At 60.1% G+C, this 21,698-nt stretch carries 10 protein-coding genes and 1 pseudogene; 2 read left to right on the top strand and 9 right to left on the bottom strand.

Annotated features, from left to right (window positions below):
* Both AC1DUR_RS18425 and AC1DUR_RS18420 read left to right on the top strand, forming a co-directional pair.
* Positions 1-233 (top strand): annotated as a pseudogene (locus AC1DUR_RS18425) (IS630 family transposase); the annotation flags it as partial.
* 272 nt (positions 234-505) lie between these two features.
* Positions 506-3,517: an ATP-binding protein gene (locus tag AC1DUR_RS18420; protein ID WP_477721934.1), complete on the top strand. Its 3,012-nt coding sequence runs from the start codon at positions 506-508 to the stop codon at positions 3,515-3,517.
* A gap of 174 nt (positions 3,518-3,691) precedes the next feature.
* On the opposite strand, the gene AC1DUR_RS18415 is transcribed toward AC1DUR_RS18420, so the two are convergent.
* The 9 genes from AC1DUR_RS18415 to AC1DUR_RS18375 form a co-directional block, all read right to left on the bottom strand.
* Positions 3,692-4,171, bottom strand: coding sequence for a toxin-activating lysine-acyltransferase (locus AC1DUR_RS18415; protein ID WP_477721933.1), 480 nt, complete (start codon positions 4,169-4,171; stop codon positions 3,692-3,694).
* Between the two features lie 56 nt (positions 4,172-4,227).
* Complete coding sequence (locus AC1DUR_RS18410) at positions 4,228-5,553, bottom strand: TolC family outer membrane protein (protein WP_477721932.1); 1,326 nt, start codon at positions 5,551-5,553, stop codon at positions 4,228-4,230.
* A 223-nt stretch (positions 5,554-5,776) separates the two neighbouring features.
* The gene (locus AC1DUR_RS18405; protein ID WP_477721931.1) at positions 5,777-7,105 is read right to left on the bottom strand and encodes an HlyD family type I secretion periplasmic adaptor subunit; all 1,329 of its coding nucleotides are present in this window, start codon (positions 7,103-7,105) and stop codon (positions 5,777-5,779) included.
* Positions 7,106-7,216: 111 nt separating this feature from the next.
* The gene (locus AC1DUR_RS18400; protein WP_477718297.1) at positions 7,217-9,334 is read right to left on the bottom strand and encodes a peptidase domain-containing ABC transporter; all 2,118 of its coding nucleotides are present in this window, start codon (positions 9,332-9,334) and stop codon (positions 7,217-7,219) included.
* A 126-nt stretch (positions 9,335-9,460) separates the two neighbouring features.
* Positions 9,461-9,958 carry a hypothetical protein gene (locus tag AC1DUR_RS18395; RefSeq protein ID WP_477718298.1) on the bottom strand — a complete coding sequence of 166 codons (498 nt, stop codon included), beginning with the start codon at positions 9,956-9,958 and terminating at the stop codon, positions 9,461-9,463.
* The gene (locus AC1DUR_RS18390; RefSeq protein WP_477721930.1) at positions 9,955-16,992 is read right to left on the bottom strand and encodes a cadherin-like domain-containing protein; all 7,038 of its coding nucleotides are present in this window, start codon (positions 16,990-16,992) and stop codon (positions 9,955-9,957) included. The genes AC1DUR_RS18395 and AC1DUR_RS18390 overlap by 4 nt, the downstream gene beginning before the upstream one ends.
* A gap of 1,212 nt (positions 16,993-18,204) precedes the next feature.
* A complete protein-coding gene (locus tag AC1DUR_RS18385) occupies positions 18,205-19,437 on the bottom strand; it encodes a hypothetical protein (RefSeq protein WP_477718300.1) in 1,233 nt (410 codons plus the stop codon).
* Positions 19,438-20,231: 794 nt separating this feature from the next.
* Positions 20,232-20,969, bottom strand: a complete 738-nt coding sequence (locus AC1DUR_RS18380) for an amino acid ABC transporter ATP-binding protein (protein WP_477721929.1) — start codon at positions 20,967-20,969, stop codon at positions 20,232-20,234.
* Positions 20,970-21,029: 60 nt separating this feature from the next.
* Positions 21,030-21,698: an amino acid ABC transporter permease gene (locus AC1DUR_RS18375; protein ID WP_477721928.1), complete on the bottom strand. Its 669-nt coding sequence runs from the start codon at positions 21,696-21,698 to the stop codon at positions 21,030-21,032.

Raw genomic sequence — 21,698 nt, 5'->3', positions numbered from 1 at the left:
TTCATATGCATTTCACCCCGACGTACTCGTCCTGGCTCAACCAAGTGGAGTTGTGGTTTGCCAAGATCGAGCGCGATGTCATCGCCCGTGGCGTGTTTACGTCCTTGCCTGATCTCAAGAGAAAGCTCATGCGCTACATCCGTCAGTACAACGAGCAACCCAAACCCGTAAAGTGGAAATACTGCGATCTGTCACGGCGCATTACTCCCGATTCAATCGTTACAGTCCACTAGTCTATTTAGAGGAGGCGTCTTCGCGGCTTGCTCCCTAAAATTCAACTGCGGGGTTTAGTGCTTTTTATTTAACTGGCGTAAGGCTGCAATGTGCTGAAAGTCATTTCCCGACAATCACGTAGCTCATTTCGAGACCGCCACCTTATGCCGCAGCGGCCGTTGCGTACCGCAGACCCCGGGCATACATTACGCATTGCGTTGTGCGCCTTGACGCGTGACACATTGCTCTTATCGTTGTGACCACCTTGTTCGCGATCCTCACCGGGTAGCAAATGACAGACAAGAACGTAGCGGACACCAACTCCAACGCCGTCAACGTGCCGGGCGCCGCCGCCCCTGTCGGCGCACCTCCCAGGGACCTGTTTACCGGCGGCGGCGAAATGGGCGCGATCATGCGCGCGACGGACTGGTCCAAGACGAAGCTCGGCCCGGTCGAAGCCTGGCCGAACAGTCTCAGAACCATGCTGGGCGTCGTACTGGGCAGCCGGTTTCCCATGCTGCTCTGGTGGGGCCCCGATCTCCTGCACCTCTACAACGACGCATACCGCCCCATCCTGAGGGACAAGCACCCCGCCTCACTCGCCGCTCCGGCCGCGGAGATATGGGCCGAGATCTGGGACGTTGCCGGGCCCATGGCGAGGGGCGTCCTGGAAGGAGGCCCGGCGACATGGACGGAGGACCTTCAGCTGTTCATTCACAGCGGGGCCATGGCCGAGGAAACGTACTTCACGTTTTCGTACAGCCCCGTCCCGGGAGATGACGGGCGCGTCGGCGGCCTGCTCAACACGGTGCAGGAAACAACAGCGAAGGTACAGGGCGAACGCCAGATCCGGATGCTGCACGAATTGTCCGCGCGGGCGGCCGAAGCAAAATCCGAGAACGAAGCGTACCGAATTGCCGCGGAGGTTTTGTCGGCCTACGAGCTGGACCTTCCGTTTGTGCTGTTCTATGTGCTGAACGAGAAGGCTGTCGATACCCAACTCGTCGCCGTGAGCGGCTGGAAGGCGTATGAAGGCCGCGCCAGGCCCGCGTATGTGCCGGTCAAGGCGGGGGCAAGTACAGCTTCCTGGCCCTTTGCGGAAGTCATTCAAACCGCGCAGGAGCTCGTCGTCGACGACCTCTCATCGCGCTTCGGGCCCCTGCCGGCGGGTCGCTGGAACGCACGGCCCGAACGAGCGATCGTCCTGCCGCTTTCGCGGACAGGCCAGTCCGAGCCTTTTGCGTTTCTCGTTGCCGGCATCAGCCCGCACCGTGCGCTGGACGACCGGTATCAAAGGTTCTTTCGGGCTACCGCGGATCAGGTGGCGACCGTCATCGCCAATGCCCGCGCCTACGAGGCAGAAAAAACGCGGGCCGAGGCCCTGACCGAGACCGATCGGGCCAAGACCGCCTTCTTCAGCAACGTCAGCCACGAGTTCAGGACACCCCTCACGCTGCTGCTCGGCCCGCTGGAGACGCTGCTTGCCGAGCGCGAGCTCGGTGCCGAGTCGCGGGAGCGGCTGCTCCAGATGCAGCGCAACGCATTGCGCCTGCTGCGCCTGGTGAATACGCTGCTCGACTTCTCGCGCATGGAGGCCGGGCGGCATTCGGCGCGGTTCGCACCGACCGACCTCGCGCGCTACACCGCGGATCTGGCGAGCGCGTTTCGCTCGGCAATGGAAAAGGCCGGGCTCTCCTTTGCGGTGGAATGCACGCCGTTGCCGGCGCCCATCTACGTCGACCGCGACATGTGGGAGAAGATCGTCATGAATCTCCTCTCCAATGCGCTCAAGTTCACTTTCGAGGGCGGTGTGAGCCTGCGCCTTGTTGCAGCCAATGGCGGCGCGCACCTGACGGTGAAGGACACGGGCTCGGGCATCCCCAAGAGCGAACTGTCGAAGCTCTTTCAGCGGTTCCACCGGGTGGAGGGTGCGCGCGCTCGCTCGCACGAAGGCACGGGCATCGGGCTTGCGCTGGTCCATGAGCTCGTCAAGCTGCACGGCGGCGAGATCCGCGTCGCGAGCGACGAAGGCCAGGGCGCGGAATTCACGATCGCGCTGCGCGGCGGGCGCAGCCACCTGCCGCCGGAGCACGTCGTGGCCGAGTCCCCGGACGCCGCATCGGTGGCGAGAAGCGCATCGACCTACCTCGACGAGGCACTGCAATGGCTGCCTTACGGGTCGCAGCCGATTGCCGCCGCTTCGGCAAAGAGCGGTGCTCGCGTGCTCATCGCCGACGACAACAGCGACCTGCGAACCTTTCTTTCGGGCCTGCTTTCGCCGCATTACGACGTGCAGGTGGTGGCCGACGGCCGTGAAGCGCTCGCCGCCATTCAGCAGAGAAAACCGGACCTCGTGCTGAGCGACGTGATGATGCCGAACCTCGACGGCCTGGGGCTGGTGCGCGCACTGCGCGAGGATCCCGCAACGTGCACGCTGCCGGTGATTCTGCTGTCGGCGCGCGCGGGCCAGGAAGCCTCGCTCGAAGGCCTTTCCGCCGGCGCCGATGACTACCTCGCCAAGCCGTTCACGTCCCAGGAACTGCTCGCGCGGGTGCGCACCCACCTCACCATGGCGCGCGCGCGCGACGAGCTGAACACGGAGCTCATGCGCGCCAACGAGGAGCTGGAAGCGTTCAGCTATTCCGTGTCCCATGACTTGCGGGTGCCGCTGCGTGCAATCAACGGATACACGCACCTGCTCGAGGAGGGCTACGCGATGCAGCTCGACGACAAAGGACGGCGGTTTCTTCGCGTGGCGCGCGAGGAAGCCGACCGGATGGGGCAACTGATCGACGACCTGCTCAATCTCTCGCGGATCACGAGCGCACAGCTCAGCCGGGACCCGGTCGATCTCTCCGCCCTTGCCCGGGGCGCCGGTGAAGAGCTGCAGCGCAAGGCACCCGATCGGCGGATCAGCCTGCTGATCCAGGAAGGCCTCGTCGCCGAGGTGGATCGCCAGCTATTGCGCATTTTGTTCGACAACCTTCTCGGCAACGCGTGGAAATTCACGGTCAAGACCGGTGAACCGAGGATCGCATTCGGAACGGAACAGCGCGACGGCAGCGAGGTATTTGTGGTGCGCGACAACGGAGCCGGCTTTGACATGGCCTACGCCAGCAAGCTGTTTCGGCCCTTTCAGCGACTCCACACCGAGAGCGAATTCCCTGGAACAGGGATCGGGCTCGCGACCGTTCGCCGGATCGTCGAGCGCCACGGAGGCCGCGTGTGGGCAGAGGGCGCGCCAGGGCACGGCGCAGCCGTCTTCTTCACCCTCCCGCCCGCGGCAATGGAAGGCCGGAGGTGATTCGCAATCGATCAATCGATATCGCCCGCTTGGGATCCATTCTGTTGAATAGCCCGGATCCAAAAAACGCACAAAACGACCGGTGCCGTCGCTGCCGTGATTCGTTGACAGGTTCGGCGGCGAAGATGGGGGGCTAGCCCCTCGCGGCACCTCAAGTGACCGTGAAAATCCTGATCATGGACTTGCCTTGGGCAATACCGCAGGCCAAGTCAATACCTTGGCTTGTGCAGGAGCCGCCGGCACCAGCTGGTGCACGACCTGCCCGGCAAACACCTTCTCGCGCAAATCCTTGAGTACATCCTGCGCACCACCAAATGGAGTGAACACATCGATCAACCAGATCTGATCACCTGAGACCCAGTCAGCGGCAGTGAGCTGATGGGGAGCCGCTTTGTAGCGTTGCACCACCGCATCGCTGAGTCGCGCCCACGAGGCAAACGCCACGGGTGCATCGTCCTTCAGGTAAAGCTTTGCCTGGTCGAGAATCAACGCCGGCATGACACGCCATTCCAGTTCGCTGAGCAGCGTGTGCCGGCTGGTGGCCTGTTGCATCATCAGCCACGTTACGGGACCCAATAGTGGAATCTTCGCAAGCACCTTGTGCGCCTGCTTTTTGGCAAGCTCAGCCAGCGCTGCCAGTTCCTCCGGAGCCATAGGGCTGGCCTCTCTTGAGCCGACAGAAAGCTGCGTGGAAGGTGGCGATGTCTTCATCATGGCTTTTCTGTTTCCAATAGATTGTTAATGGCTTGCAAATCCGTCTCGCCCAGCGTTGCATTCGAAGCCTTCAAACGCAGGCCCTGCATCAGGGTCTCGGCACGCGCCTTGTGCCAGTCGCGCTGGGTGGCATAAAGCTGCTGCTCGGCGTTCAGCACATCGATATTGATACGCGTGCCGATGCGGTAGCCGACCTTGTTGGCATCGAGTGAACTCTTGCTGGAGGAAATGGCGGATTCCAGCGCCTCGACCTGCGCCGCGCCGTTTACGACACCAGAGAATGCCTGGCGCGCTTGCGTGATCGCCTGCCGGCGAGCTGCCTCCAGTTCCTCCCCTGCTCTGTCCTTCAAGGCAATGGCTTCGCGCACGCGTGCCTGCACCCCACCACCAGCATAAAGCGGAATGCTCAGATTCAGACCGACTTGACCAGAGCGCGTGCGGGTCGCAATATCTGCCGGCGAGGAAATACTGCCCGAGGCGAAGTTAGTGCCATAGCCGGCCGTCAAGTCGAGGGTGGGCGAATGAGCCGCCCGGTTTTTGGTGATTTCCCGATCCGCCACGTCCAGAGCTGTCAGAGCGATGCGCACCTGCAAGGACTGCTCGCGGGCGCTGTCGACCCAGGGTTGGACAGTCTCGGGCTGTAAACCCGGCAATCGGCCGTTGTCATGCAAGCGTGCCAGACGCGCGTCCGAGTCTCCCAGGATACGTGCAAGCTCAGCACGCTTGTTCTCCATGTCGCTGGTTGCAGCGACCGCTTGAGCGCGTGACAGGTCGAGCCGGGCCTTGGCCTCGTGGACATCAGTCACTGTCGCCGTGCCCACCTCGAAGTTGCGGCGCGCCAAACCCAATTGCTGCTCGACGGCGCCGATCTGCAGGCGCGCCACGCGTTCGGCCTCCTGCGCCACCAGCACGTCCAGATAGGCCTGCGCCGAGCGCAGTATCAACTCTTGTTCGGTTTGCCGAAACTGTGCCTCGGCCAGCAACTCCTGTTGTTCGGCTTGGCTCAGGGCCACCCAGCTGGCCGCGCGCCACAGCGGCTGTGTCAGTTGCAGATTCCAGTTCCGGCTGCGCACGTTGCGGTCTACATAAGGGGCCTCACTGAAAGCAGCCTGCCCTGATTGCCGGCTGGTGGTGCCGACCAGATTCGCGACGGGCAGCAGACCGGCACGCGCCTGGGGCACTCGCTCACGCGCGGCCTGCAGCGCATGGACTGCCCCGCGGTAGGCCGGGTCGCGCTCCTGTGCCTTGCGGTAAACATCCAGCAAGCTGTCAGCCAGGGCGCCAAACGACACCAGGAGAAAAGGTGCGCCGACCATGGCCATGGGTATCAGCCCTGGCCGCATACAAGACCCCAAAATGCCGCGCTCGGCCCGCGTTCTTACTCCTTCCCCCGCTGGGGGAAGGATGGGATGGGGGCCTACGGCGCAAGATTTTCTAACCTTGTTTGAAAAAAAAGCAGCCGCAGAGAGCCCCCATCCCGGCCTTCCCCCGGAAGGAGCAAGATCGGCCCAATGCGCTGGGCGCAACAACATGCGCGAAAGCACTTTATCTTTCACGCAAGGCCTCTTGCTTATAGCGCAGCATGGGCGCGATGAAGTATTCGATCATGCGGCGCTCGCCCGTGCGGATATCCGAGGTCACACTCATGCCGGCCGTGACGGCCCCGTGCAAACCGTTCACAACATTCGGTGTCTCAACCGTATTCAACTTGATGCGCACCGGGTATACAGGTCCGAGCTTGGGATCGGTCACTGCATCAGTGCCAACCCACTGCACCGTGCCTTCGATATATCCAAAGCGGGTGAAATCAAAGGTTTCCACCTTGTTGATGACGCGCTGGCCGACCTTGACATGGCCGATGTCGCGGTTCATGACTTGGGCATCGATTTCCAGGACCGCGTCATGGGGCACGATGGTCATCAGTGCCTGCGCCTGGGTAACCACACCGCCAACCGTAGTGACTGCCAGTTGCTGCACCACGCCGTCAATCGGGCTGCGCAGCGTTTGCAAGTCGCGGCGCTGGGTGGCCTTGACCAGTTCCTGGCGCGCTGCATCATGTTTGCGGATGGCGTCCACCAGTTCAGCACTGGCCCGGGCACGAAACTCGGCCTGCGCCTGTTTGCGCTGCTGGACAGAAGCATGAAGGCTCGCCGCCGATTCGTTGAGCCGCTTGCCCATGACGGAGAGGTCTTTTTCCATGGCCAGCAGTTCTAGCCGGGTTTCGATCAGGCCCGTTTGCGCTATATGGCCCGTGGTGGCCAGCTCTTCGCGCATCTCGTGTTTCTTGCGCACCAGCGGCAGGCTGTTGTGCAACTGGGCGATATTGGCCGAGATGGCCTCATGATCGGCTGTACGCCGCGCAATGTCGGCGTCCAGCGCCGCTACACGGGAATCCTGCTCGCTGCGCCGGCTGGCCAGCACGGCCTGTTGATTGGCAACCATGGCGACCGGCAAATCGCGCGCTTCCGCCCAGGCATCCTTGCCCGATAGCAAGGCATTGAGCCGCGCCACGTCCGCCTGGGTTTCCCAAAATTCACGCTGCAGCCGGTCACGATCGGCCAGGGTAGCGGTGGCGTCGAGCTCCAGGAGCAGGTCGCCGGCTTTGACGGACTGGCCATCCCTGATTGCAATGACCTTGACCACCCCAGCCTCCAGCGGCTGGATGACCTTGCTCTTGCCCAAGGCACCGACGCGCCCCTGGGCCGTGACCACAATATCCATCGACGCGAGGCTGGCGTAGGCCAGCGTTGCGGCAGCCATCGCACAGATGGCCAGGGTGACCATGCGTGCCACTCTGGCGGGTGGTTGTTGCCGCATTGCAATGGCTGCTGTGCTGAACATGGCATGCTCAGCCGGGTTGCTGATGTCTTTCATATAAACCTCAAAAGGAGAGACCAGCAATTTCCCGCCGGGCCGCCCCAAGGGAAATTAGCCCCCTCGGAGGCAGAGAGTTACGCCCAGTGAGCGAACATGAGGGCCACATCCTCATGCGGCCTCCAGCACCTGATGCGCCTGATAGAGCGAAGCGTAGCGGCCATTGATATTCATGAGTTCGCGATGGTTGCCGGTCTCCGTCAGGCGGCCACGATCCAGCACCAGGATGCGGTGAGCCATCCGCAAAGTGGACAGGCGGTGCGCCACGATGAACACGGTGCGTCCTTCGCAGATCCGGGCCATGTTGTCGTGAATAACCCGCTCGCTTTCGTAGTCCAGAGCGGCGGTGGCTTCGTCGAATAACAGAATTTGCGGGTTGTTCACCAGCGCCCGCGCAATCGCGATACGCGAGCGCTGCCCACCCGAGAGCTTGCTGCCCCGCTCGCCGATCACTGTGTCATAACCCTCGGGCAATTGCAGAATGAACTCGTGCGCACCGGCCAGTCGAGCGCTGTCCATCACCGCGCTCATGGCAATGGCCGGATTGCCCAAGGCAATGTTTTCACGCACAGAGCGGTTAAACAAGGCCGTGTCCTGCCCGACCACGCCGATCTGCCGGCGCAACCAGGCGGTGTCCACCACACTCAAGTCCATGCCATCAAGCAAAACACGGCCCTTCTCCGGAAGATACAAGCGCTGCATCAACCGCATGAACGTGGTCTTGCCCGCGCCGGAAATTCCGGTAATTCCCACGATCTCGCCGGGACGAATGTCCACGCTCACATCGCCAAGCACCTCTGGAGCGTTCTGGGCATAACGAAACGAGACATGCTCAAACGTCACACGGCCTTCCAGTGCGGGCGGTGTGCTGCGTCCAGGCCGGAATATGGGTTCGGGGGTCGCATTCATGATATCGGCGAGGCGCTTGATGCTGACCTTCATCTGCGTAAAGTCCTGCCACAGCGAGGCGAGCTTCAGGATCGGCGCATTGACACGACCCGACAGCATGTTGAAGGCGATCAGGCCTCCCACTGTCAGGTCACCGTCGATGACCAGCTTGGCGCCAAAGTACAGCAGCAATACCGTCAACACCTTGCTCGCCAGGCCGATAAACTGGTTGGTGGCATTGCCCAAGTGGCCCGATTCGAAGGCGGCCGTCACATAGTCGCACAGGCGCCGCTCCCAATCGCGTTGCCACGCGCCTTCCACCGCATGACTCTTGAGTGTTTCCATGGAGGTGACGGTTTCCACGAGAAAGGTCTGGTTTTCGGCGCCCAGTGCGAACTTGTCTTCCAGCTTCTTTCGCATCAGTGGCGTGATGAGCCAGGACGCGGCGAAGAACACGGGCAAGGAGCCAATCACGATCAGGGTGAGCGGCACGCTGTAATAAAACATCACGCCCAGAAACACCACGGCAAAGAACAGGTCCAGCCAACTGCTCAGGGCGCTGCCCGTCATGAAGTTGCGCGCGTTCTCCAGTTCGCGCACCCGTGCCACCGTATCGCCACTGCGCCGTGACTCAAAGTAAGACAGGGGCAGATGCAACAGGTGGCGAAACAGCTTGGCACCCAGCTCCACATCCACACGGTTGGTGGTGTGGGTAAAGAGGTAATGCCGCATGGCACCCAATATCACCTCGAAGAGTCCCACTCCCAACAGGGCAATCACCATCACATCCAGCGTTGTCATCGAACGGTGCGTGAGCACCTTGTCAATCACCACCTGAAAAATCAACGGCGTGAGCAACGCAAATATCTGCACAAAGAAAGAGGCAAGCAAAACCTCACCGAGCACCCGCTTGTACTGGCTGAGCGACGTCCAGAACCAGCCCACCCCAAAACCCCGATCAGAGGCACCGTTGTCCATCGCCACGGCTTGCGGGCGCGCCGTGATCCATTCCAGCCGGGTTTGCGGGGCCATCTTCCGGGAAAACTGGGCCCAGGAAAGCTGCCGCGGCTGCGCGGCGCCGCTGGCTTGAACCACCACACAGTCTTTGCTGGCATGGCCTATGAGCAGCCAGGTCCCACCCGGTCCGCGTGCGAGCGCGGGCAAGGGGCCGCGCATGAGTTTATTCAACGAGGTCTGGTGATGCTTGGCCTCAAGTGCCAATCCTTGTAAAGACTGAACCAGGGTCGCGCTGTCGGGACCTTCGGCCGGCCAGGCATGGTGCTCGGCCAGGCGTGCCACATCGGCGCTGGCGCCCACCAGATGCAAAAAGGATGCGATCAAGCCATATAAATCCGATAAGGAGGCCGCGTATGCTGCATCTGTAGCGTTGGGTTGACCGGACTCTGGTGGACCGGGGTGTTGAGGTGAGGTGTCGGATTGCACGAAAGGCTCAAGCTGATGAAAAAACTAGTGAATGGCGGCAGTGTCTGCGTCGCCCGGTGGGACGGGCAGCCAGGCCGAGTAATTACCGCCATTGAGCGTCAGGCCCAACTTGGACAGAAAGCGCCCGGTGCGGTGAATGGAAACGCCACTGGCCACGCCGATGTACACCTCGGCGGCGGCACGAGCGTGGGCCCAGGCCCGAAAGGCCATCACCATCTTGATGGCGGCCAGTCCCCCGCGATACTCGGGATGCACCAGCAAGAAAATCGAAGAAGCAATGCGCTCGCGGCAGAAAAAATACTCGTCGATGATGCCAATCATCAGACCGTGCAGCTCGCCCGAGGCATGCCGCGCAGCCACAAAGAAAGTGGTGGACAGCGGCTGCTCTATCATGCGGGAAAATCGCTGGGCCACACGCTCGCCGTCGTACGGCAAACGCGCGAAGCGGCTCTCCAGGTGGCACAGTTGACCCAGTTTCACCAAAGACGTGATGTCACCCACAACAGGCGGTGCGACCTTCAAGCAGACGCCCCATGCAACTGCACGGCCTGCGACTGGGCAGCCTGCGTCCATTGCGCCTGCATGGCCGCAAGGGTCTGGTCCGGGTCTTGCCCGTCCTGTATCTCGATGTTGGCCAGCGGCGCGGTGTCATAGGTGGCGGTAACGCTGTTGATCATCTGCACCATCAGCAAGGCCATGTGCTCGGGGGCAAGCGGCACGGCTGCGGGCACAGTGACGGGTTCGGCAGCGACAACGGTAGAAGCACTCGGCAAGCGTGCGGTTTCGTCTACCGGAAACGCCACATCACCCACAGCACCCGTGTGGCCATCGGCCCATGTAAAGCGTGACTGCCCCAGTTCGGTGACCCCGTCCACCTGCCGGACTTGGTGGTCACTGGCAAGGCCAATCTGAGTGATACCGATTTCGTCCAGGGTATGGAATTCGCCCAGTGCGCTTACACCATCGCCGTTGGCATCCTCCCAGGCTCCGAACTCCTGCCAGCGCGCATCCAGCCGGTCAAGCAAGCCGTTGCCGTTGCTGTCAAAAGCCGCAAGTCCCTCCAGGTCAGTGCGGGCGCCAGCAAGGTAGCTCACAAACGAGATTTCATCAAAACGGTCTATCACCCGGTCTCCGCCTATGTCGCGCGCCAACAGTGCGTCGTCCGCCGATATCCAGGCCAGGTGCTCACGCCAGCCGTCGTGGTTGACGTCGAAGTAAGCTTTGGAGTCGTCCAAGCCTACATAGTGCAAGCCATTGCCGGTCAGGTCCAGCGTCACCGGCTTGCCGCCACCCCCGCTGCTAGCGCTGGAGCCCACATGCACGGTATTGATGGCGACGTTGGTACTGGCACCACCGCTGTCGGTCACGGTGATGCTGAAGGGGTCGGCCCCGCCGTAGACGTCGCCGCGCTGGCTGTAATACTGCCAGGCGCCACTTTGCGCCACGGCATAGGCGGGTGCCTGGGTATGGTCAATTTCGCGGGGCGCGGAAAGGTCGGTGTACTGGTTCGCCCATGCATGCCCATGCTGCGGACCACCCGCCATGCCAAACCTGATCCCGGAAGAATCACCATCGGGGTCGTAAGCCACAACACCACCCGCTTGCCGGTATGGGTCATCCACCGACCAGATTGTGGTGTCTCCGGGGGTTTGCAGCTTGAAGGGATTGCTTTCCGAATAGAACGTGGCATCCAGAGGCTCCATTGCCACGGGCCGCATTGCGCCATTGCGGTAGTAGGTGGGTGTCACGGCCGCATAGTCGTAGACATAGGCCACATAACCCTCTTGGTCAAAATTGGCCATTTTCAAAGTACGGTCGTATAAGTCGCCCGTGGCGGCCAGAACCCGCGCCTGCGCCTCCTCATGAATGGCTACATCCTCGGTGGAACCCACGTCGCCGTCCAAGCCACTACCGGGATAAAAGATTTGCTGGTAGCCGTACAGTGGCCTGCCATACCAGATATCTTCGATGATGGGAGCATCATTGACCGACTGCACGTTCAACTGGGCCATGGCCCAGGTCTGGCCGCCATCTCCATCGCTGACCTGGTACTGAAAACTTGCCGTTCCGTAAAAATCTGCCGTCGGCATAAACCGCACCGAACCATCTGCCTGCAGGCTCACCGTGCCGTTCTGGGCATTGGCCACCGCGGTGACACGCAAATCGGCCGCCAAGTTATCAGCGTCCGAGTCGTTGACAAGCAACTGGGCCTGGGCGATGCTGAAGGCAATGTCCTCATAGCCGATGAAGCCGTCATCGGTGGCAGTCGGGTTGATGTTGATGTGCGAAAAATCGATCTGCGCCGTGGCGGTGCTCGTGGCCCCTTCCGGGTCCTGCACCACGTAGTCAAAACTTCCCCTTCCGGCATAGCCTGCATCGGGTGTAAAGCGCACGTTGCCGTTGGCATCCAGGGTGGCGGCGCCATGCTGCACGTTGCTGATGGCGCTGATATGCAGCGCTTGGGGCGACTCGACGTCGGTGTCGTTCGCCAGCAAGGCAGCTTGCGTGAGGGTATAGCCCACATCGCGTTTGCCCCAGACTAGCTCACTGTTGGCCACCGGTGCGTCATTGACCGCATTGAAGTTCAGGTTGACGGTAGCCTGGCTTTCGCCCCCCACGCCGTCGCTCACGGTATACGTAAAGCTCGCCGAGCCGTTGAAGTTGAGGTCTGGCGTAAAAACAATTTCACCAGCCACCACCTGCACGTTGCCGTGGCTGGCATTGCCCGCTGCGCTGATGGTGAGATCGCCGTGAGGGTTGTCCACATCGGCGTCGTTGGCCAGCAGCGCACTTGCAGTGAAGCGGGCCTGGATGTCTTCATCCAGCGTGGCCGCCTCACCTACCAAGCGCGGCGCATCATTGACCGGGGCAATGTCCAGACTGGCCAGACCCACTGTAAAGCCACCAACACCGTCGCTCACGGTATACGTGAACTGTGCGGGGCCGAAGTAGTCCGCATCAGGCACAAAACGGATGGAGCCATCGGGATTAAGCGCAACAGCGCCGTGCGTGGCGTTGTCGACGGCAACGATGCGCAGATCCGAATGGGGGTTGTCCACATCGCTGTCATTGGCCAGCAGCGATGCCTGGCTCAAGGTCTGCACCTCGTCCTCATTGAAGCTGACCGTCTCGCCCAGCACCTCCGGGGCGTCGTTCACCGGTGCCAGATTGACCACTACCTGGCCTGCTACCTGCCCGCCGTGGCCGTCATCCACCGTGTAGCTGAAACCCGCCGCGCCGAAATAGTCGCGCTCCGGCGTAAAGCGCAAGGTGCCGTCCGGCCATAGCACGATGCTGCCGTGCTGGGCATTGCCCACGGCGGTAATCGCCAGCACCTGCGCAGGCTCTGCATTGGTGGTTGCGGTGTCTACATCGGTGTCGTTGGCCAGCAGCAGTGCCGGCTTGATGTTGAGGACGATGTCTTCATCACCGGCCAGAGCCTCGCCAGTGACCACGGGCAAATCATTGACGGGCAGGACCGTCAGGTGCACGGTGGCTGGGGTTTCACAGCCTTTGCCCGCAGCAATGCTGGCGGGGTTTCTGTCGCCCACCCAGTAGCTGAACTGGGCCGGGCCGTTGTAATTGGCGTCCGGTACAAAGCGCACCGTGCTGTCCGGTTGCAAAAAGACCTGACCATGCTCCGCCAGACCAGCGCGGGTGATGCGCAGCACATCGCCATCTACCGCGGTATCGAGATCACTGTCATTGGCCAGAAGGCTGGCAGCGGTGAACAGCAGCGTGTGGTCTTCATCGCCGCTGGCGGTCTCGCCTTGTGTAACGGGAGCATCGTTGACGGCAGCCAACTGCAAACTGACACTGGCGCTGCCTGACAGGCCGTATTGGTCAGTCACGGTGTAGCTGAAGCTGGCCGGGCCGTGGTAGTTGGCTTCGGGCGAGAACACGACTTCCAGTGCGCCCTGGGCATTCACCTGCAGCGACACGCCGCCATGCACGGGGGCAAACACCGAGGTGATGCGCAGGCTGGGTTCGCCTGGCCGAGCTGGCGCGTTGAGCGTGCTGTCGTTGGCCAGCAGCAAAGACTCAAGAAAGCGCAGGCCGGTATCTTCCCCGCTGGAACCCTGCTCGCCCTGAACGCGTGGAAAGTCTACGACTGTGGCGGAGTCTGCGCTCAGCATGCCAGTCGCGGAAATACCCTGAGAGGCATAGCCTGAAGACTGGATCGAAGAAGACAACACTTCGCTCGCTACTGAATTAATAGCCGTTTGCGCCACCTCTTCCCGGGTTAACGCCTGATTTGAAGCATCAATATGGCTTGCAACTGGATCACTGGTAGCTGAATCATTTGCAACTGGCACGCCAGTGCCCGTTGTGGCAGAAGACGAAGGCGTGGAGCCAGTGGAATAAGGCGCAAGGAACTCCGACGCGGCAATGCTGACCCGCGTTCCATCCCAGATTTGCCAGTCGATGTCGCTTGTGACGGCGGACTCAGACGGTGCTGCCGATGTGATCAAACTTTCGGTGTCTGCCGGCGTTGAAGCGTTTTTGCTCGCAGCGGCCAGCACAGGCCACTGCGCCGCGACGGCGCCTAGAGCTACCGCAGTCAGGGGCATTGCGACGGATGCTGTGTCGAACAGACCTACGCTGGCGCTGCGCACCATCGCCTCCGTTGCCTGTCTGACCTCACCACCCAGGCTGGTTGCGGCTAGGGGTATGAATGCCAGGCCAGCGACTGCTGAGTTACTGCGCACTTGCGCTGTGCCTTCTGTTTGCCCCATGGCTTGGCCGCTAACGGTCTGCCCTGCTGCACCACCCTGCATCCTGGCATCACCCGCACCAAGCGCAGTGCTGGTCTGAGCGCTTTGCGTGGCGATGGTGCGTGCACTCGTCGTGGTGAGGCGGCTGTCGCCTGTATCTACCGTGGATGTGGCTGCGGCGCTTGCTGCTGTAGTCGCCGCTCCTCCGCCACTGATATGCGCCGCCTGCCCGTCAAACTGCCGGGTGTTGACGGCATGCAGCGTGGCGACGGCAGGTGCATTGGTTTGCTCATCCAGCTGGAGCACGCCGCCCGTGACGGCCTTGTACGCCACACCCAGAACGTCACCGGTCAGGGTTTGGGCAGTCAGCGGCGCACGGCTTCCGTCGGCCTTGACGATGGCGGGCGGGTTGCTGCCAAAGTCGATGGCAGTGATACCTGCCTGGGCCAGGGTTTGGACTTCTGCGGCGTTGTTGCCACTACTGTTGCTACCGCTCGCATCGGCATTAACGTCCATCCACAAACGCAGGGCTGCAAATGCAGGGTCGCGTGCATCAAGCAGTTTGTCGTTATTGGCATCAAGCCAGTTCAGACTGTTCAGGGCCGTGCTGCTGCTCAGGTTCAGCAGTTCGCCCGTGCCTATGGTTCCATCTCCATTGGCGTCGATAGCCAATGCGCTTTGATTGGCGGCCAACCACTGGCTGCGCTCCAGGTAGCCGTCGCCGTCAATGTCTATGAGAGCGTTTTGAAGGGCAGGCTCCACCGGCAATGCAAGCGTGAGGGCTTGCATTGTTTGATGTAGACCGTCGGCCAATTCTTGCGGCAAGCCAGCCTGTGTGCCTGGCTGTTGAATGCCTTGGCCTTGTTGCAAATGCGCCAGCACGGTTTGCACTTGCCATGCCGGAGCAATCGCGCCCTGGGCATGCTGCATGAAATCGCCAGCCAGGGTTTCACCGGTGCCGTCGCCCCGGCTACCTGCGCCATCGTAGTAACGGGTCTGGGTTTGACCGTTCTCATCCTGCCACTTCAAGTACACAAATCCCTTGGCGCCATTACCCAGGTTGAAGCCATCGGGGTCGTACTGATAGCCAATGGCGGGCAGCAGGTTGGGGACCAAGGCGTAGCTGTTGCCAGCTTCGTCCCTCATGGCTGCGAGCTGGGTTTGCAGGCCATCGACCAGGCTTTGCATCCAGCCAGTGGCCGTCGCTCCGCCGCCTTCTGCGTCCTGGTCGGTGATGACGTGGGTGTTGCCTGCGCTATCCCATTCAGCATGGGCCAGGCCTTCGCGCATGGGGATATCGGGTTCATCACCGAACAGGCTGCCGCAGATGGTGATGGCCACCGAGATAATCTGGCCGTAAACGGGAATGAAGTTGGCGGCGGCGGCCAGGATGGCAACGGGGTCGCCCGAGTCCAGGGCAAGCACCAAGCCCAAGCCGGGTAAGAAGTTACCGCCGAAGGTGTCACTGACCAGACCCATCTTGGTGGCAGCGTCGTAGGTCAGGTTTTCTACCAAGCTTAGGCCGCTGTACAAGGCGCCACCTGCATTACCCTGATCTAAAGCGTTGAGCAGGCCCAGCACCGAGGCCGCCGTTCCCAGGTCGCCAGGCAGAGCATTGCCTGCAATCTTGTCTACAGCGTTGTAGATGCTGGCCACGGCAGCGGTGCGCTGCAGGTCGCTCATGTCGTCCCAGTACTGCAGGCCGATGATGCTGTTCATCAGGCCGACGGCACTGGCGGCTTGGCCGGCTTGGGCTTCGGCCTGGGCTTGTTCGTATTTACTGGATGTGAGGACTTGGCCAGCGTCGCTGACATACACGCTGTCGCCGCTCAAGTTCTTGATCTGGTAGTAACCATTGGCCAGCTGGTTAATCTCGCCGGCAATATCACCATCGGCGTTCACGAGGAAGCTGCTGGTCGCAGTGAAGGGCAAAACGTCAAAGCCGCCGAGCTGGCCTGCGCCATAGGTGCCTGCGTTGTGGTTGCCAGTGAAGTGACTCGCCAAGTCGAGGACCGGAATATCGCCGACGTTCAGAGGCTCGTCCGCGCCAGAACCACCATCGGTAACTACGGCGTTGCCGGTGTGGGTGCCGGCGTCTGCGTAGTCCGTGCCGGGCCCTACCGTGGCGGCCTGGATCAAGCCGGTTTCCAGGGCTCTGAGCTCATCAACGCTCAAGGTGCGAATGCTGACTACCTCTGACCCATCGGCACCCGGGTGCACCTTAAACAAGCGCTGCGTTTCCTGATCAAAACTTTGCTGGGCGCGCTCGCCGGTATTCAGGCCATTCGGATCAAGCCATTGGGTTTGTCCGTCCGGGTCCGTGCTGCGGGTGTAAGTGACGCCGCCTACCGTATAGCGATCCCCCACGCTGTTTCCAGCCCGGTCCCACTGCCCCTGGAGCTTCAAGATGTTGCCGGTCCACTGGCTGAAGGTGGTAGCGGTTTCGCCTTCAGCGGCGCCTGGAATGCTCTCCACTACCGTGGTTTCGCCCCGTTCGGTGTGGCTCACACTGTAATAGCTGAGCTCGCCTTCAGGGTCAAAAACCTCGGTAACAATGTCGCCTTTCTTGATACCTCCATTGGTGCTATCCGCCTTCGCGATGAAGCTAATGGTGGTTGAGTCATCCTCATGGTTTTTGATGTCACGGTTCTTGTCAGCTGGAGGTTGCGCACTGGCGGCAGTTGACGAAGATGCCGGGGTGGCCGATGCAGGGGCGGTTGAAGCGCTGGTTGGATCACCGATCCAGACTTTGTTTTCCGGACCAACAGGCAAACCGGTCATCAGGTCGTAGGCTGTGCGATCTTCCCAGTGGCCACCGGCAGGGGTAACCTGCGCAGGCACCGGTCGATCATTTTCCGGTAACGACGGGTCAAATCGAGAAAACGAACGCAAGCGATAGCCTACGCTTGCTCCATTTTTGTCTGTTCGATTGAAGCCACTCTCCGGATTCAGGTATTTGCCAACATTAGCTGCCCCAAGCCAGCCCGCTCCAATCAGACTACCTTCGGTTAATACGGTGCCATCGGAAAGAGTCTCCCCCAAATGAGCCCATGCCCCATTGCTCTTTAACTGATCTCTGACGGCCTCAACATTCAAGGCGAAAGCGTTGTCTTGAGCAGTCTTTTTGGTCAAAAAATCATCGTTACTCCAAACCCCATCTTTACCAGTCCAATTGCCATTTTTATCCTGATATTTCGTCTGCTGTAGCGCATCAGGCAACATCTGATAGGCGCCCAACGCGCCATGACTGTTGACCGCACGATAGTCCCCACCGCCTTCCAGGCCTACGAGATATTCACGCAAAGCATTGGTGCCGCCGATCCGGACGGGGGTAAGAGAGGCGTCTTCGTACTTGTAGATGTTTTGTAGTACGGGATTTCGATCATCTGTAGTTACGAGATCGCTGGGACGATAGCGTCCAACGGTGCTATAACCGACCGCCTTTTGATCCACAAGCACAATCATGTCGGTCTTCGAGAAGTCGAAGTTATTTTTGTACAGGGTGTACGGATCAACCGCCACGCGCTGCATCTTGCCGTCGATTTCGGCGTAGGTGTAGGCGGACAGGTGATCGTGTACCGCAACCGTACCGACATTGCTCATGGTGCCGATGACCGTACCGGCTTTAAGGGTCAGGCCATCCAAGCCAATAGGCAGGTTACTCATGTGCCTGATGACGTATTCCACGCCATCCGTGCCCTCAATAATTGCGATTTTGTTGGCCGGCAACTTAGGATTCTCGGTCACTATTCTCAGCGTGCCGTCGACCGGAGCGCCAATGAGGACGTTTTGGTTAACCGCATGCCGTGTGGTGACATCCCTGACGGTTGGAACGCTGCTGTTTGTATCCGTTTTGCTCGGTTGCAGTTCACCGTAGATGACGTCGATACCGCCGTGGAATCGGCCGTCACGGGCGGCCCCGAAAACTTGCGCTCCCACCTCACCGCCGGTTGTGGTCAGCCGGGGAACATACGTGATACCGTTCACCACTTTGGGTGGCAGCATGTTGTTCAGCAATTGCTGAAAACTGGATGGGTTAGCCATGTGGATTCCTCAATAGGGAGAAAACGACAGGAACGGCGTGGTAGCAAACAGCTCCTTGCTCACGCGGTCAGTCAACTGGATCTCCATCACGGCGAGCTGCTTGACTTCTGGGAAAGCCAGCTCATCCTTAGGTTCATACTCGTAGGCACCAGCTGATGGCGGGTTCTTGTATGCACGCATGCCAATGATTTGGGAGTACTGCCACACGACATAGAGCTTGTCTCCGATGGCCCACATGCCCAACGGCCTTGCACGGGGGCACGCATCAAGATTGGGGCGCTCGCAGGCGCGCATGAGACTGGCATTCAGCACTTTCGGCTTGTCCTGCAAGTAAAGAAAACGAGCGCGGTCAATGTCCCAGATAAACCCGAGTTCGATCTTGCTTGCGGGTTCTGGCTCTCCGCTAAAGCGTGGTTTCCATTTGGCATTGGTCCTGAAGCTAAGTTCTATGAGTCCGGCGATTAGGCGTTGTTTGGCGGGGCCGTAAAAAGCGTCCGTCGGGCTTGCATTGACGCTAAGTCGATTTCGCGTCGTATCAGTTGGTGCAACCTTCTTAAATTCCGCATCAATTTGCCTGCTGATCGCACCACGGTCCACTTTCAAAAAGCCGAGGGCAAGCCTTTTGTTCGCCAATTCCTGATACGCCGCTGCAGGAGCGGTCACTCCGGTACCGCACCCCATTGAAGTGGAGCTTGTACTGCACGACTGCATAGGAGGTCCAAACTTGGTTGAGATCGTGGTCGAGTCGCATCGCCACCTATCTGCCCCATCCCCCCCAAAGCTACATCGCTGGTCGCTGATGGCTGGCGGCAGGGATTTGATATCGAACTTCCCATAGTTCTTCAATTGGTCGTGCGCCAACAATTGCTGCGGACTCATACTCTGAAGCACCACGCTGTCAATGCTTGCCCGCCATGTATGCATGTGGAACACTTCAAACTTGCGACCCTGTACAAACTGCATGTTCAGCGCTTCGATACCGCCGCGTTGCACCCACATATAGGGGTCGACCCATTGACCTTTATCTACAAGCAGAAAGGGCATCGCCCCGCCTGGATAAGTCGTCATGTACAAGCCGTCTGGCATTGAGGGCAGGACAACTTGACCAGAAACTGCACTTTGGCTGCTGGCCGCAGTACTGCGCTCCTGCGCATGAGCGGTTGTGTATAGGCCGAGTGCAACCGCAATGAGGACAGGTGCAGGTGCAATCGCAACAGCGCACTTTCGCAAAAAATACTTCATGCGCCGCCCCTCTCAATCCGGCGCATCGCACCAATGGGCGATCTTGATAACCACTGATTTCGTCGCCCCGACGAGTGACTTCGTCGCGTCGGCACTTCTGATGATGCAAGCAAATACACCTTACTTGCGTTCGCCGTGTGCTTGCCGGACGATCTTGGTATCGGGTTGGGGGTAGGTTGTTCTCGGCGGCCTATTTTCGGCACACCACCTTGCCAGAACCAAAATGACATGACGGTCGGCGGTGGCGCGAAGCGACCAATACTCCCATCACAGCTCACCAAAACTGGCGGCAGACACCGTGGCTTCCTGATGCCACTATTTTTATAGCTCTTCCCCATCCCACTCCCTGCTTTCCTCTTATCGTTATCTCTTCATCAGCATTGATCTCGACTTGGCGAGTCTGCTAGCTGTTTAATCATGCCACCGCCAACGCATTTCCAGTGCCGCACCCCCTGTCAGGACTAACAGGTGCGTTGTCATAGCGCGACATGCATCGGTCGCGCACGGAAAAAAATAAAGGGGTTAATTAATCTAGTTGGACGATGCTTCTTGACGGCCTGCTCCCTACATCACAGCAGACTGCGCCAGTTTGTTCAAGACTTTGGGTGCATTTGTAAGTACGCAAAGCGAGCACGATCTCTACTTCGAAAGTGCACTGCCGCGATTGCATCTATCCCTGAAGACGGACTCCACTTGACTCCCTTTTTTTCTTCTAAAAAGTGTCAGCTTTACTGGTCAGCCACATAAAAAAAGCCCCGCATCGCGGGGCTTTTTTTGTACGCTGCGTGCGCTTTTCAGTGCGACAGGATTTTGTTGAGAAAATCCTTGGTGCGCGCCTGGCGGTTTTCGGGGTGGTTGAAAAACTCGTCTTTCGAGCAGTCTTCCAGAATCCGGCCGCCTACGTCCATGAAAATGACGCGGCTGCCGACCTTGCGGGCAAAGCCCATCTCGTGGGTCACGACCATCATGGTCATGCCTTCGACGGCCAGGCCCATCATGCAGTCCAGCACCTCGCCGACCATTTCGGGGTCGAGTGCCGAGGTGGGCTCGTCAAACAGCATGGCAATCGGGTCCATGCTGAGCGCGCGGGCAATCGCCACGCGCTGCTGCTGGCCGCCCGACAGCTGGCCCGGAAACTTGTCTTTGTGCGCCATCAGGCCGACGCGGTCGAGGTATTTCAGTCCGTGTGTTTTGGCTTCATCGGCCTTGCGGCCCAGCACCTTGACCTGTGCGAGCGTCAGGTTCTCGGTGACGCTCAGGTGAGGAAACAGCTCGAAGTTCTGGAACACCATGCCCACGCGGCTGCGCAGCTTGGGCAGGTCGGTCTTCGAGTCATGCACGGCCTGGCCGTCCACGAAAATCTGGCCCTTCTGGAAGGGCTCCAGCGCGTTGATGACCTTGATCAGGGTTGACTTGCCCGAGCCGGATGGCCCGCAGACCACAACGACTTCGCCTTTTTGGATGGCGGTGGTGCAGTTGTTCAGGACCTGCACTTCACCGTACCATTTCGAAACTTCTTTCAATTCAATCATCTTGTTCTCCAGTGTGCGTCATGGTTATGTATGTTGCGCCATGGCGCCTTGATACGATTTTCAGCGAATGATGGCGATCCTGCTTTGCAGCCGTTTGACCATGAAGGACAAGCCGTAGCAGATCACAAAATACACCACGGCGGCCAGCAGGTAGGCCTCTTCGGGGCGGCCGTAAATCTTGCCGGCGGTGGTGAAGCCCTTGAGCAGATCGTAGGCGCCAATCGCATAAACCAGCGAGGTGTCCTGAAACAGGATGATGGTCTGGGTCAGCAGAATAGGCACCATGTTGCGAAACGCCTGGGGCAGGATGATCAGCCGCATGTTCTGGCCATAGGTCATGCCCAGGGCGCGCCCGGCGTTCACCTGCCCGCGCGAAATCGACTGGATGCCGGCGCGCATGATCTCGCTGAAATAAGCCGCCTCAAAGGCCACAAAGGTGATCGTGGCCGAGAGTTCGGCGCCAATGGGCCTTCCAATGATGGTGGGCACCAGCAGGAAGAACCACAGGATCACCATCACCAGCGGAATCGATCGCATGCCGTTGACGTAGATAGTGGCGGGAATCATCAGCACCTGCTTGCCCGACAGGCGCATCAGCGCCAGAAGGGTGCCCAGCACAATGCCGCCCAGGGTGGCAATCGCCGTCAGCTGCACGCTGAAGAAGAAGCCGTTGACGACGAACTTGGAGATGATCTCCCAGTTCAGAAAGGTCAGGTCGAGTCCCAGCAT

It is taken from the genome of Polaromonas sp. P4_F4 (assembly GCF_056401355.1).
The sequence above is the reverse complement of the archived record's forward strand: the minus strand, read 5'-3'. Positions and strand labels throughout refer to the sequence as shown.

Excerpts from the sequence above, each read along its gene's own strand:
- AC1DUR_RS18410 (WP_477721932.1), bottom strand. The coding sequence starts at position 5,553 with ATGGCCATGGTCGGCGCACCTTTTCTCCTGGTGTCGTTTGGCGCCCTG.
- AC1DUR_RS18405 (WP_477721931.1), bottom strand. The coding sequence starts at position 7,105 with ATGAAAGACATCAGCAACCCGGCTGAGCATGCCATGTTCAGCACAGCA.
- AC1DUR_RS18380 (WP_477721929.1), bottom strand. The coding sequence starts at position 20,969 with ATGATTGAATTGAAAGAAGTTTCGAAATGGTACGGTGAAGTGCAGGTC.
- AC1DUR_RS18375 (WP_477721928.1), bottom strand. The coding sequence starts at position 21,698 with ATGCTGGGACTCGACCTGACCTTTCTGAACTGGGAGATCATCTCCAAG.
- AC1DUR_RS18385 (WP_477718300.1), bottom strand. The coding sequence starts at position 19,437 with ATGAAGTATTTTTTGCGAAAGTGCGCTGTTGCGATTGCACCTGCACCT.
- AC1DUR_RS18420 (WP_477721934.1), top strand. The coding sequence starts at position 506 with ATGACAGACAAGAACGTAGCGGACACCAACTCCAACGCCGTCAACGTG.
- AC1DUR_RS18415 (WP_477721933.1), bottom strand. The coding sequence starts at position 4,171 with ATGGCTCCGGAGGAACTGGCAGCGCTGGCTGAGCTTGCCAAAAAGCAG.